Source organism: Dysgonomonas sp. Marseille-P4361 (assembly GCF_900343125.1).
GTDB lineage: Bacteria > Bacteroidota > Bacteroidia > Bacteroidales > Dysgonomonadaceae > Dysgonomonas.
Map to the genome: position 1 here is coordinate 417,281 of NZ_OPYL01000002.1, position 14,070 is coordinate 431,350.

At 40.2% G+C, this 14,070-nt stretch carries 8 protein-coding genes and 2 pseudogenes; 2 read left to right on the forward strand and 8 right to left on the reverse strand.

Annotated elements, in window-relative coordinates:
* Nucleotides 1–26 precede the first annotated feature (26 nt).
* The 7 genes from DHU68_RS05545 to DHU68_RS05580 all read right to left on the reverse strand — a co-directional run bounded on the left by DHU68_RS05545 (nucleotide 27) and on the right by DHU68_RS05580 (nucleotide 10,209).
* Nucleotides 27–1,448 (reverse strand): Gfo/Idh/MocA family protein, encoded by a 1,422-nt coding sequence (locus DHU68_RS05545; RefSeq protein ID WP_108821984.1) that lies wholly within the window; start codon nucleotides 1,446–1,448, stop codon nucleotides 27–29.
* A 36-nt stretch (nucleotides 1,449–1,484) separates the two neighbouring features.
* Nucleotides 1,485–2,462 carry a Tat pathway signal protein gene (locus tag DHU68_RS05550; RefSeq protein ID WP_255412456.1) on the reverse strand — a complete coding sequence of 326 codons (978 nt, stop codon included), beginning with the start codon at nucleotides 2,460–2,462 and terminating at the stop codon, nucleotides 1,485–1,487.
* A 233-nt stretch (nucleotides 2,463–2,695) separates the two neighbouring features.
* Nucleotides 2,696–4,312, reverse strand: coding sequence for a RagB/SusD family nutrient uptake outer membrane protein (locus DHU68_RS05555; protein ID WP_108822145.1), 1,617 nt, complete (start codon nucleotides 4,310–4,312; stop codon nucleotides 2,696–2,698).
* A gap of 32 nt (nucleotides 4,313–4,344) precedes the next feature.
* Nucleotides 4,345–7,227: a TonB-dependent receptor gene (locus DHU68_RS05560; RefSeq protein WP_255412464.1), complete on the reverse strand. Its 2,883-nt coding sequence runs from the start codon at nucleotides 7,225–7,227 to the stop codon at nucleotides 4,345–4,347.
* Nucleotides 7,228–7,643: 416 nt separating this feature from the next.
* Nucleotides 7,644–8,807, reverse strand: coding sequence for a DNA-binding transcriptional regulator (locus DHU68_RS05565; RefSeq protein WP_108821986.1), 1,164 nt, complete (start codon nucleotides 8,805–8,807; stop codon nucleotides 7,644–7,646).
* A gap of 245 nt (nucleotides 8,808–9,052) precedes the next feature.
* Nucleotides 9,053–9,256: a DUF2281 domain-containing protein gene (locus tag DHU68_RS05570; RefSeq protein ID WP_108821987.1), complete on the reverse strand. Its 204-nt coding sequence runs from the start codon at nucleotides 9,254–9,256 to the stop codon at nucleotides 9,053–9,055.
* A 566-nt stretch (nucleotides 9,257–9,822) separates the two neighbouring features.
* Nucleotides 9,823–10,209 (reverse strand): hypothetical protein, encoded by a 387-nt coding sequence (locus tag DHU68_RS05580; protein ID WP_108821989.1) that lies wholly within the window; start codon nucleotides 10,207–10,209, stop codon nucleotides 9,823–9,825.
* A gap of 352 nt (nucleotides 10,210–10,561) precedes the next feature.
* Between DHU68_RS05580 and DHU68_RS05585 the strand changes: the two genes are divergently transcribed.
* Both DHU68_RS05585 and DHU68_RS05590 read left to right on the forward strand, forming a co-directional pair.
* Nucleotides 10,562–12,052: a DUF3945 domain-containing protein gene (locus DHU68_RS05585; RefSeq protein ID WP_108821990.1), complete on the forward strand. Its 1,491-nt coding sequence runs from the start codon at nucleotides 10,562–10,564 to the stop codon at nucleotides 12,050–12,052.
* Between the two features lie 23 nt (nucleotides 12,053–12,075).
* Nucleotides 12,076–13,448: pseudogene (locus DHU68_RS05590) on the forward strand (DNA topoisomerase); the annotation flags it as partial.
* On the opposite strand, the pseudogene DHU68_RS05595 reads toward DHU68_RS05590, so the two are convergent.
* Nucleotides 13,448–14,062: pseudogene (locus DHU68_RS05595) on the reverse strand (DNA methyltransferase); the annotation flags it as partial. The pseudogenes DHU68_RS05590 and DHU68_RS05595 overlap by 1 nt on opposite strands.
* Nucleotides 14,063–14,070: the final 8 nt, after the last annotated feature.

The window sequence follows — 14,070 nt, forward strand, 5'->3', positions numbered from 1 at the left end:
AATCTGCTTAGATCTAACTCTTTCAATTATTCTTGAACAAATGAATGCCTGTATTCCTGTAAATCATTCCAGTGTCCACGTGTGAAGTCAGGAATGGCAACCGGCATACTATTGTTTTCAATAGATATTCGGCTAAGCTCAGCTATACAACACCACTCCGCAAGATCATATACATCCATGTCAAGAGGAAGTCCATTTCGAAGGCAATAGATTAGCCTATAATCCATGATAAAATCCATACCTCCATGGCCGCCTACTTTTTTAGCTTGTTCTTCCAGTTCTTTATGAATAGGGTGTTTATATTGGTCCATCAATATCTTTTTCACATCCTCCGACACAAAAGAATGAGGCGTTAAATTCTCCATATCCGGAACATTGTTATCAGCAAAATTCTTCCCGTCAAAAGCATATCCTTCTATAGGATATTTCTGGGCGAACCCTTTAGTTCCACTTACTTGATACATACGGCTATAGGGACGGGGAGATGACACGTCATGTTGAAGATGAATGGTCTTTTCTTTCTCTGTACGGATTATTGTCATTGTGTTTTGCCCATTTTGAAAATTATAGGCACTATCACGATCCATTCCTCTTTTTTCGATCAAATAGTCAGGTATATTTACAGGTTTCGTATCCATAGCCACCAAATAATTCAACTTATCCCCTCTGTGTATATTCAATACCTGACAAACCGGGCCAAAACCATGTGTCGGGTATATATCTCCTTTATATTCTTTATTATATTTCATTCTCCAATCACTTTCATAACGTTCCCAGTCATTCGATCCTATTAAATCGTGGATATAAGCACCTTCAGCATGCAGTATCTCTCCAAAAACTCCCTGTTGAGCCATATTGAGTGTTGTCAACTCAAAAAAATCATATACACAGTTTTCAAGCTGCATACAATGTTTTTGTGTTCGCTCTGCAGTATTCACAACATCCCAAATTTCTTTCATAGTCATGGCTGCAGGAACCTCACAAGCAACGTGCTTTCCCTGTTCCATAGCATATATCATCATCTTCGCATGGTTCTCCCAGTCCGTAGCAATATAAACCAAATCAATGTCATCCCGTTCACACAAATCTCTCCAGGCATCCTTACTCCCGCTATATTCGGCTGCCCGTGGGAGATTTGCTGCGTCAAGGACTTTTTGAGAATTCTCAACTCTGTCTGGGTGTAGATCACATAATGCAACAATTTTGACTCCTGGGATAAACGGATAACGCCAAACCGCACTCGATCCTCTTCCTCCTAATCCTATAAAACCTATACGCACAGTATCAATCTTTAGAGATATAAGTCCTAGCACATGGTTCTGACCTTTGGGGCGTTCCATAACTTCTGTATGGATCGGGGAAACACTTTCCACACCTTTATACTGTGGGGATATCGTGCATGCAATGAGAATTACACATGCAAAAAGAAAGTAAATTTTTTTCTTCATAAATTCATTTTTGTCTAATTAATAAATTATCTGCCCTCAAAAAGCTTTTCTAGCCGCTTCTATCTGAGCTATCGCTTTTTTATGTTTATCAAGGCATTGCGAAAGTGTCGGCAACCAAGGGGCTGTCATAAAGCCAAGCAACCGAGATGGATCAATATTTTTCCTGCAATACTCTACCGTACTTTCCATATTGGTATTATAGCTCCAATTGCTACCCGTAGGTACCTGATCGTATCCATATTCCTCCAGGTCATTATAAAACTTCACATAGCTTCTGGCCGGATCATTCATTTTATCTAAATCAAACTCCGCATTGTAATACCAATTGCTTTGCAATACCGATTTCGGCATTTTCTTAAAAAAGAGATCAGGATTATGCCATCCGTAATCGGACCAGACCCATGAACGGACACCTTTCTTTTCCGTTTCGTTCACATAAAAGAGAAGGTCATCCCACCACAAATTGTGCTGGCGTATAACAGAATAATTATAGGTAGATTGATGATTTGCGGTCTCTTCATCCATTCCCAAGTGAAAAAATCGCGGAGTATCAAATAATTCTATCACCTCTTTAATTAAATCTTTACAAACTTCATAGTATTTTTTGGTGGAAATCATTCGGGAATATTCCTTCAACCATGCATCATGAGAGGTGGCAAAATTTAATTTAGGGATAGGCTCCAAGCCCATCTTGCGAATTTTATCCAGTTCGTTTCTTAATTTATCAACACTCCATGCATTTTTCACAGCAATTTCCGAATGGCTTTCATATTTTACACCGTCGCCTAAATCAATAATAACCATATTCATCCCAGCTTCCTTCATTTGTTGCAACACGGTATTCCACACCGAATCCTCGAATACCAAAGAAGGGCGGTAACCTCTCATCCCCCAGGCAAGTGCGTCCTGACAGGTCTTGCATTCAAAATCATCACGATGAATATTCTCTTGCGAAGAAACCGGCCAGCCCTCTATATAGGGGTGGTCTTCCCACATATTTGTCCCTAAGTGCAATAAATTTGCTCAAATCATTTTATTCTCTTTTTGACCTTTTATTGTGTCAGATAAGATATCTATTGAAGGAAAGCTGCTTACAGTTGCAGCAATTGCCATTTTTTTTATAAAATCTCGTCTCTCCATGTTGTTTATTTTCTAATTTACATTGATATTTACTGCTAACAAGAGATAAAACTAAAATAAAATCACCAAAGTTTACGCTTTGGTGATTTTAAAATATTTATATATTATCACTTCAAATTTGGATTTAAGCTTGCGTCTGAAAAAGGATAAGGAGCATACATTTTACTGTCGTCCCATGTACCTGTTACAGGAACGGCTTCTTTACGGAATATGCCCGGTGCCACTTCAATCGAAGGGTTTTGTTTCCGGAACTCGAAATGATCCTTGTAGCGGTACATCCTAAACATATCCCGGGCCCTTGGCGCAAAACCTCCCAAATAATACCCAGCTATTTCCCAACCATGTTCGTTATAAGCAGCTTCGGCCAATTCCGTCGGAGTCATAGCAATTGTATAGATATTCGACTCCTTACCATCTGCCCGATTTCTCACTTTATTCAGCACTTCTACGGCTTTGGCGTTGATTTGCTCGGAACGGCCTACCGCTTCCGCATACCAGCAATAAACCTCGGAAAGACGGATTAGCTGCCGCATCTTATCTCCGTTTGGCGCAGGATTAGCCGGGTTGGTATAATCAAACTCCGTACCCCTAACAGCACCCTCAACAGTTTTCATAAAAACGGGAGCAACCACCGCCCGCGAAGAAGGTTCTGTATCATACCACCAATCGTATAAGTTACCGTCATTAAGCATTATTTTAGGGAAATAAGAAGCTTGCTTACGTGGGCCATCTGGGAAGTCTTTCCAAAATTTGATTTCCCCATTGGTATCACCCCAACCACCCTGTTTCATATCCAGCAGAAAATCTGCCAATGGCGAGTCTTGCTTTGTCCGGTCTCTGTTGTAATAAATACCCAGCAATACTTCCGGATTTTGATTATTGTATTGCCATGAATATACTTTCCAATATTCGTCTAACAATGTATAGTAATAAGTCCCGTTTTCCACACCGTCGATCACTTCTTTGGCCTTATCGGCCGCCAGCTTGTAATATTCAACGCCCTTGTTCAACGGCCAACCGGCCATGCACATATACACGTAAGCCATAGTTGCTTTAACCGCTCCCTGGCTGACGGAAATATTCATACCGTTTCGAACATAAGGATCTTTGGTATATTGTACAGGGCAACCCTTTTCCGCTATTTTCAAATCTTCTATAATCAGTTTATAAATTTCCTCTTCCGATTGCAGTGGTGCCGCATAATTTATCTCTTCTTCCAGCATCACAGGAACCTTGCCCCATGTTGTCACCAGATAGAAGTATGAGTATGCCCGCCAATAATGCGCCTGTGCGATTGCAATTTTGATATCATCTTCCGAAACATCTGGAGTCCTGGCTGCATTATTGATCACAAAGTTGGCTGCTTTCACCACCATCCATCGATATTGCCACATAGAAGGCATCCATCCATTGTTATCCGATACATTAAACTGGTCATATTCCCGAAGAGATTGTTTATTACTTGCCGGATGGGTAGAGATATCGTCGCCCACTAAAAAATTCGTGCCGATCAAGTCATTAGACTTCTGTGATGTTGCTATAATGGCATAAAGTGCATTTAAAGAAGCATCCAAGTCATTTTTATTGGTAAAGAAATTTTTTGTAGCCAATTGCCCTTTGGGATCTTCGTCTAAGAAATCACTACAGGATATTGCTACCAGGGCCAAGAATACAAACAGTAATATTCCACTACTGTATTTGTATATAGAGTGTTTTCTATTCATGTCTTTTTTCATTAAAATATTTTGTTCATTGATTAAAAAGTAAATTTCGTCCCAAAGGTAAATGTACGCGGTATGGGATATGCACCATAATCTATCCCAATTCCGGGCCAATTGTTATACACTTCCGGATCCATTCCCTGATATTTGGTAAGAACAAACAGATTTTGCGCACTTACCGACAATTGCACATCTGCAAACTTGATCACTGTTCTGGGAATACGATAGGCAACACTGACGTTTTTTAATTTTATGAACGATGCATCTTCCAACCAAAAAGTGGAATTAGGGTAGATCTTATTGTCAGAATTGGTAAGGCTGGGATACTTGGCTTCCTCTTTGTTCTGCACGTGATCCCATCCTTTGAAATATGCGTCGCTCAGCCTGATAAACCGTGATCCGGCAGTCATTGAACTAAGCAAACTATGGGTCCAGTTTAACCGTTTAGATCCGGCGGCAGCATTAACGAATGCGCTTATGGTCCAGTTCTTATAGCTTACCATATTGTTCCATCCGAAAGTCCATGTAGGATCAGGTTTCCCGGTAATCACATAGTCATCTCCGGAAGGGTTGGTCGTCACGCTTCCGTCCGTTTTTTTATACAGATTGGCACCTTTGTCATCAAACCCCGCATGTTCAAACAGATAAAAAGATCCTAACGGATACCCCGGCTTCATAATTTGCATGTTACCACCGTAAGTGCTATGGGAAGTAATAATGGATTCCACACCCGCCAGATCCACAATTTCATTTTTCAAATAGGTAGCATTAAAGCTAGTCTCCCATGTAACTTCCTTACTGTTTATCGGATAGGCGGTAATGGAGAAATCAAATCCCGAATTTTTCACTTCTCCCTGATTGATCCAAAAAGTACCTCCCCCATTATATCCAGGCACACTTTTTTGGAAAAGTAATCCTTTTGATTGTTTCAGAAAACCATCTATGGTAAAGTTGATTTTACCTCCCAACACACTTGCATCCAAACCTAAATCATATTGATGCGTTTCTTCCCAACGCAAACCAGGCGTGGCAAATGTATTTCCCCAATACCCCGTATACTCGGTAGAAGTACCCCATCCGTAGGAGGAGGTAGACAACATGCCTAATGTGCTGTAAGGATCAATCGCTTGATTACCGGTAATGCCGTAAGTGGCTCTCAACTTCAATTGGTCAAAAATATCCTGATCTTTCATGAAACTTTCCTGCGCGGCATCCCATGCAATAGCTACGGAAGGAAAATATCCCCATTTATTTTTCCCTTGGAATTTGGAAGAACCGTCGGCACGGAACGTACCGGTCAAGAAATAGCGTCTCCCGTAATTATACATTACACGAGCAAGCCCCGACGCAATGGAGTATTCAGAATAGCCGTTACCTTGCCATTTGGTAGTGGCATTGTTAATATTCCAATACCCTACAATTTCATTACTTAAATTCGTACCGCCTGCTTTCAAAACGGAATATTTACTGTTACTCATTTCCCATACAGCCGTAGCAGTAAGATTATGATTTCCAAACGCTTTCTGATATGTTAAATTATTAGTATTTTGCCAGTACCGGGTCAATTCATGACTGTTAGACATACCATTTATCGCCCCCGAACGGGCCAATTTCGAATTGAATGCATAAGAAGGATTATGGACATAATTGTACCCTCCCTGTACAGAGAGAGTAAAGCCGTCAATAATTTTGAACAGCAGTGAACCACTTGCGTTCAGAATATAACTGTAATAATCATTATAATTTAATATCCTCACACCATAAGGGTTATCCAATAAAGAATTATACGGATCCTGATTATATACGCCCGTCTCTTCATTTTTCATTTCCATGGTGGGAGAATAGGCAGCGGTACTCAATAAATCAACACTACCATTATGAGAGTGCATACTTGTGGCATTAACTTGAGTAGACACAGTCAACCATGGTTTTACCTCCGAATCCACATTAGCCCTTACATTATACCGCTTGAAATTGGTCGTAATGGTTATGGCATCCTGATTCAACACATTTCCGGAAATAAGATACCGATTTTTGGCATTCCCCCCTGAAATAGTCAATTTATAATCCTGACTAAGACCGGTTTGCGTCATCAAATTCATCCAATCAATTCCCTTCGTACCGTTTTTATAGGCTTCCATATCGGCCGCAGAAATCGTATTGGCGCCTTGGATTTCATTCAGCGCCTGTGCATATTCATAAGCATTCATCAAATCGTAAGATCTCATCATGTTTGAAACACCCAGCGATGCATCAAAATCGATTAACGTACGCCCTTCGGAACCTTTGCGGGTAGTAACCAAAACCACACCGTTGGCACCGCGGGAACCATAGACCGCTGTAGCTGACGCATCTTTCAACACTTCGAGCGATTGTATATCGGACGGATTCAATCCTTCCAGCCACCCAGAACTGACAATTCCATCCACCACATATAGCGGATCACTGCTTTTATTGATGGAAGTGGTGCCACGAACCCGAACTTGCACACTTCCACCCGGCATTCCACTCAAGGTAGTCACCTGTACTCCCGGGGTACGTCCCTGAAGGATATCTTCAATCCTTTTTACCGGTTGATCTTTAAATTGCTTTGCCGAAACGGAGGCTACCGATCCGGTTAAGTCACTTTTCTTGGCAACCCCGTACCCAATTACCACTACTTCATCCAAAATTTTAGTATCTTCCTCCAAAACAATATTGAAAGATGCTTTTCCTGCTACACTAATATCTTGCGACAAATAACCTATATAGGAAACTCTTATAACGGCATCTTTTGCAACCGTTAATTTGAATTTCCCTTCCGAATCCGTTATGATACCATTGGAAGTAGCACCCACTTCAATGATATTTACTCCGATCAATGATTCGCCCTTTGTGTCAGTAACCGTTCCTTCTATAGTGACGTTCTGAGCGAACATACATACGGAAAATGTCCATATAATCACGGTCAAAATTCCCTTTGGCAGATTTAAAACTTTTTTCTTCATCTCATTTTACATTTGTTTAGATTTATGATTCCTACCTTTACAGTTTTCTTTATTTGGGGTATCTATTACAGTTATGCAAAGCCATTACAGATATACCGGCTATCATACTAAAAAATTTAACACCTTATTATGTTTTTTATATTTATTTTACGACAAAGATAAATGGTCTAAACAAGGCAAATTAGATATAAAACGAAAAAATACTGACAATTCACGCAAATCAATTACAACATAATGAATAATACGGAAAACAGATTCACTTAAAAAGAATTATATTCCCTTTTTTATAAAGATATTACCATTTCTCACAGTATAGAATTCAATGATATAGGAGCACCGCAAAATATCTATGGATAATTATCCTCTGCAAATTTCTTCCTGTACTCCATAGGGGTATAACCTTTGTTTTTCTTAAAAAGCCGGTACACATTTCGCACATCATTAAACCCGGCCTCAATGGCTATATCCAACAGGTCTTTGTCTGTATTCAACAATAAATCGCTGACATAATCCATCTTCTTATCCAATATAAACTGATAAAGAGATACACCTAAGGCTTCCCTGAACTTTATCTCAAGGCTTCTGCGGGAAAGCGGCACTATTTCTATCAATTGATCGACGGTTAAATTCTCGGTAATATTTTTCTCAATATAGTCCACCGCTTTTAATATATTTTCATCCGAAATATTGTATTTTTCAGTAGACTTCCGGTGTTCGATACGAATCGACTCTATATTAATATTAAAGGGAACATTCATTTTACCCATTATCTGATAATGAAGCATCTTCCCGGTATCATAACCTCCTTGTTCATCGTTGGTGATGATGGAAGATATGGAAGGATACGACAGGCTACAGATCAATTCGTCATTATCTACCCCTATCAGTGCTAATTCATTTGGTATATCGATATTGTTTATCTTACACATTTCCGACACCTGCAGGGCAAAATTATCATCACAGGCGAGCAATCCCACAGGCTTGGGCAACGATAGCAGCCAGTTACCCAAATCGACGTAACTTCCACTCCACTCCGTTCCGTGCAATACCTCCGATTCGAAATAATAGTAGTTTCCGTCATATAGTTCAACTTCCTGGCGATAACCTTCGGCTCTTTCTTTCGACCAAAAGAAATCTTTATTCCCATAAAAGGCAAAATTTTTAAATCTCCTCTTGGCAAAGAACTGGGCAGCCATAACACCGGCTCCCTTATAATCACCTGAAATCCTGGAAAACCGGTCATTTTCATCCTTATAGCTTTGAAGGAACACCGGAATGTCGAGTTTCTCCAAAAAACCAACCTCCTCATACTCCCACTGCGCTAAAACAGCATCGATTTCCCATTCCCTAATGCGTTCGAGAATACCTTCCTCTCCAAACAACGTTTTATAGTAAGCCGGCAAGCGGTAGAAATTCCACGGGCCTCTTTCATTGGAGTACCGGATCAGACCAGTTAAAAAACGACGGCTGAATTCTGTGGCGTAATCAATAAGGACTAATATTTTTATCATACTGTTATTTCGCAGATGAAAAATGTGTGCAATAACAAGGGTAAAATTAGCAAAAAAGCATCATCCAAACTTGGAAATGGTTGTTACAGAATAACTGATTAGGCAAAAAGGTCAAACGCAATTCATCTTACCAAATTGTCCGAATATTATACTTCCGGATATTTTCATCTTTAGTTGCAATGGTCAATTGATTGGCAATACACTGTGAAACCAGATCAAAGCATGAGTATCCAATAGTAATTCCATTACATATATGCTTTAAAATCTTCCAAAGGATCATCAAAATCAGCCGACATATAAATCTGCCCCTTGGCACTTCCGTATCGAGGACTCTTTTTCTTTAGTTCTTTCTTCCTCTTAGCCAACAGGAACTCAACAAAATTATTAACCTCTGATTTCAAGTCGTTGGGCAGATATTGTAAATTCGTATATAATTGTATCTGTTCCATATATCATCACATTTTATAGCAAATATAGCGAAAGTCGAATGCAGAGCCAAGTTTACTTGAACTATGCAGAGACACGCCTTGCTATTCTACAAATATAGATGAAAACCCTGATATATCTAAACACTTGAAATAAAAACAAATCATAAGCAAAAATACATATAGCTAAGCATTATCAAAAAAACACAGTCTTTAAATCATTTATTTTATTGAATGTTTTTCAATCATAACTGAATATTCCATTACAAAAAAAACAAAAATACTACAATGCTTCCTTTATCCGCAAAGCATCGCCCGTATCCTCTATTTCGAATAAACGGGCTCTCTCCCGCCCTCCCGGGCTATTCGGCTGATGGAGCACGAGACACAATCCTTCCCCTCGAACGTGCGGAACAGCATTCCATGTCCACCGTCCTCAGCCATGAGCGGCTCCGGATGTTGCCTCCAGGGGCCTGCCAACTTCCCGGTGCTCGACTCTGCAATACCCACCGCATAACCGGTCTCTGCAAAACTGGACCAGATCATCAATAACTTTCCTGATTTTGTCTTATACAAAAAACAACCGTCGGTCAGTATGTTGATGCCATACAAGCATCTTCTGTATATATAGAATCATAAAGTTTTCCAATTGTCGTTTTTATTCTTAAGCTTTCTTTATTGTGAGAGTAAATTCTCCACATAGCATCAGAATCGCGAAAAGTGCTCCAGCATTGCCCAAATATATGATCAGCAAGATGTTCCATTGTTACTGGCGTGCCTTGTGTGTGAAATTTTTCTTTGAAGAAAAAATTCTCATACACATCCTCCCAAGAACTCGTTTTTGCTAATGCATTGGTTCTGTTTTTGAGCATTAATTCTAAATGATCAACTTTAATTATACGATATATACTTTTGTCGAGATCTTCATCGGAAATATTCCTTTGATTTTTCTTCTTAAAATGTGGATTGATTGGCATAATACTTATTTTAAAAACTACCGTGCAAAGATACTATCTTTCATCAACTTTATCTATTTATTGTTTCACTTGTCGGATGAATTTTCCTTCAGGAAAAGAGAACCACAGTTTTTAAGCAGTTATTTATGCCAAAGGGTTTATTCCTTGTCCTTTAACTTTCGGAACTCGTTTCATAGTTATTTAGTTATATGTTTTTTTACTACCATAGCCCTGAATAGTAATCAACAACGCCACTCACTTCCATATCGAAGCCACAAGCATCCACCTGCCTAAAAATCAACAGCCAGCATCGTGATTAGGATTACTTTTATTCTGCATTAATAGTGATGCAGAACAAAAAATAGTTTTTATCATGGATGAAAAATTAAATCCGAAAGACAAAGTTCTCCTGATGAGAGATGAAGGAGAGGGCAACAAACTCAAAGTTGTCAAGGGCATTGATAAGAAAGGAAAGATTGATGCCATAGACCCGATGAAGGCGAAACAGAGTGATTTTTTAGTCATTGACAAACACGCCGACCCTATCGAAAACTTTTTCAAGAACTTCTTCAATCAAGCTAAAAACCCTTCGCATACGGGTTTTTATGCTGTAACGGTCGATATGCTGAATAAGATATTGACCATTGATGAAAAAGAATTGGAAAAGTACCGTATCAATCCGAACGATTACCTGAACAAACAGCAGGAACAATCGACAAAGGAAGCTCAAAAACAATCAGTAAAGGAAGAAAAATCAGAAGCAATGGAAACAAAAAATCAAAAGAACGAACAGCAGAGCGAATTTAAGCAATTCGACACCAATCGTATTCCCGAAAGCGAATACCGGAAATACGATATTAAACCCCAAGACATAGAGGGCGAACTCAAAGCAATGAGTTATGGGTACAAATCTCCGCACCTCGTAGATATCAACCCTGAAATCGAGGGCGTGGACTATCCTATGAAAGCCTGCCTTTCGTTGGAAGAACAGCCGGATGGTAGCTTGAAATTTATTCCGCACCCTTATCAGCATCAAGTCGATTTGGATAAACCATTTCAGGGTATCATGTTGCCGAATGATGTTAAAGAAAACCTTTTGGCAACAGGTAACTCAGGGCGTGTCGTAGAACTTGAACCGCATACTCCCGGCGAGAAAGTACCTTCGCTTGTTTCCATAGATAAACTGACCAACCGATTGGAAGCCGTTCCGCTTGATAAACTAACAGTTTCTCAAAATCTGAAAGGTGCTGAACTATCTCCCGAACAACAACAGGCATTGAAAGAAGGTAAAAAGGTTTTGGTAGAGGGGATGACCTCTAAAACGACAATGGACACCGATAATCCCCGAAAATTCGATGCTTACGTACAGTTCAATGCCGCCAAAGGAGGTTATGATTTTTCTTACGATGGACTAGATCGCAATAAATACAAACAGGACAACAAACAAGAGCAAGATCAAGTGCAGGAACAAAATAAAGTTCGTATTCCTAAGAAACTATTGGGAGTAAATCTTACCGAAGACCAACAAAATAAACTGCGTGGAAATAAAGCGGTTTATGTTCAAGGTATGCTGAAAGATGCCAAAGGCGAACCTTTCAATGCCTATGTAAAGGTCAATAACGAAAAAGGTAAACTGGATTTTTTCAAATGGAATCCCGACAAAGCCAAGAAGCAAGGTGCTGACGTAAAAGTAGCCGAAGGGAACAAAGCACAGGTAGCTGTTAATTCAGAAGGTAAAACCAACGAAGCGACCAAGAATGTAAAAGATCCTCTGAAACAAGGTCAGCAGAAACCTACAGAGAACCAGCAACAGCAACAAAATAATAAGCGGGTTGTAAAGAAATCCACAGGGCACAAGATGTAAACCACTAAAAAATCCAAGAGTAAATGAAAGTAATAATTGCAGAAAAACCTTCGGTAGCCCGTGATATAGCGGCTATCGTTGGTGCAGGTAACCGTAAGGACGGTTATCTGGAGGGTAACGGATATGCCGTTACATGGGCATTCGGCCACCTTATCGGGTTAGCAATGCCCGAACAGTACGGGATCACGGGCTTTCAGCGTGAGAACCTGCCGATACTTCCCGAAGAATTTAGCTGATACCCCGCCAAATCAAAGAAGGCAAGGAATACAAGAACGATCCCGGCGTAATGAAGCAACTTAAAGTTATCAAAGATTTATTCAGTAAATGCGACCGTATCATTGTCGCCACCGATGCGGGTAGAGAGGGAGAACTCATATTCCGGTTTATTTATAACTATTTGGAATGTACCAAGCCTTTTGACCGCCTTTGGATTAGCTCTCTCACGGAACAGGCAATCCGTAAAGGATTGGCGAACCTTCGTTCGGGCAGTGAATACAATAATCTGTATGCTTCCGCCAAAGCCCGAAGCCAAGCTGATTGGGTGGTTGGCATCAATGCGAGCCAGGCACTTTCCTTATCTGCCGGATACGGCGTTTGGAGTTTGGGACGGGTACAGACACCCACACTCGCCATGATTTGTAGCCGTTACCATGAAAACAAGGATTTTAAACCGCAGACCTATTTTCAGGTAAAACTACATACAGCAAAAGATGCAACCCGGTTCGCTGCCATTTCCGACGAACGATTCAGCACGAAGCAAGGCGCAGACACAATCTTAGAGCGTATCCGCTCCGCAGAATCAGTCAGCGTGTTGAATGTAGAAACAAAGCAAGCCAAACAAGAGCCGCCTTTACTCTATGACCTGACCAGCTTGCAAAAAGACGCGAATAGCCGACACAGTTTTTCTGCCGACAAAACCCTGTCGGTTGCACAATCGCTTTATGAAGCAAAGCTCATTTCCTATCCGAGAACAGGTAGCCGTTATATCTCCGATGATGTTTTTGCCGAGATACCTGCCCTTATCAATCAGCTATCCGGTTATAGCACATTCGGCAGTTATGCAAAAGTCTTATCAGGTCAAGAACTCAATAACCGTTCTGTAAATGACAAAAAAGTAACCGACCACCATGGCCTAATCATTACCGAAAATATGCCGGACAGTATTTCGGCAGACCAACGTATAATATACGATATGATTGCCGGACGTATGTTGGAAGCCTTTTCGTGTAAATGCACTAAAGAAAACACCACTGTTTCGTTGGATGCTTCGGGAGTTCCGTTTACCGTCAAAGGAAGTATTATTCTTGTTCCGGGCTGGCGTGCCGTATTGAACGCACCGGATGAAGAAAAGGAAGAAGATGATGCATTGGCACTGCCAACACTTTATACTGGAAACATATATTCATGATTGATCCCAATCAAATTGCCACTGCTCTTTTTTCCTTGCTGCCAAATCATTTGAGATATAAAATTTTTTTCACCAAATAACTCATTGTCATCGCATAACATCTTAAGATTAGTAGCTTCATTATCATCAATAGAAATAAAAATAACACCTTTATCAGAAAGCAAGCGTTTTGCAATCTTCAAACGGCGACTCATAAAGGAGAGCCATTTCGAGTGTCGGTAAGAATCTTCTTTATCCACATATCTATCGTTATAAATAAAATCCTTATTCCCTGTATTGTATGGCGGATCAATATAGATGACATCAACTTTCCCTTCATGCGTATAAACCAGTGTAGCCAGTGCCTCCAAATCATCTCCCTCAATAAGAATGTGATTGGGTGCGTCCTTGTCTTCACTTATAATTGCTCGTTCCGGAACTTCGGTTAATATGGGCAATTCGTCACGGAGACGTTCTTCTATATCTTCCGGCTTATCTTCTTATACCAAGCCATACGTTTTATTTTCGCGAAGCAAGCCCAGCAAAGCACTTCGTTCTTTGTCTGTTAGTCCTTCAATGTCACTTATCCGTTTTATGAGATCTGCTCTATCCTTGCTATTCATATTGTTTT

What these genes read in the sequence shown, in the direction of transcription:
- DHU68_RS05545 (WP_108821984.1), bottom strand. Translation starts at nt 1,448, where the DNA reads ATGAAGAAAAAAATTTACTTTCTTTTTGCATGTGTAATTCTCATTGCA.
- DHU68_RS05555 (WP_108822145.1), bottom strand. Translation starts at nt 4,312, where the DNA reads ATGAATAGAAAACACTCTATATACAAATACAGTAGTGGAATATTACTG.
- DHU68_RS05560 (WP_255412464.1), bottom strand. Translation starts at nt 7,227, where the DNA reads ATGTTCGCTCAGAACGTCACTATAGAAGGAACGGTTACTGACACAAAG.
- DHU68_RS05565 (WP_108821986.1), bottom strand. Translation starts at nt 8,807, where the DNA reads ATGATAAAAATATTAGTCCTTATTGATTACGCCACAGAATTCAGCCGT.
- DHU68_RS05570 (WP_108821987.1), bottom strand. Translation starts at nt 9,256, where the DNA reads ATGGAACAGATACAATTATATACGAATTTACAATATCTGCCCAACGAC.
- DHU68_RS05580 (WP_108821989.1), bottom strand. Translation starts at nt 10,209, where the DNA reads ATGCCAATCAATCCACATTTTAAGAAGAAAAATCAAAGGAATATTTCC.
- DHU68_RS05585 (WP_108821990.1), top strand. Translation starts at nt 10,562, where the DNA reads ATGGATGAAAAATTAAATCCGAAAGACAAAGTTCTCCTGATGAGAGAT.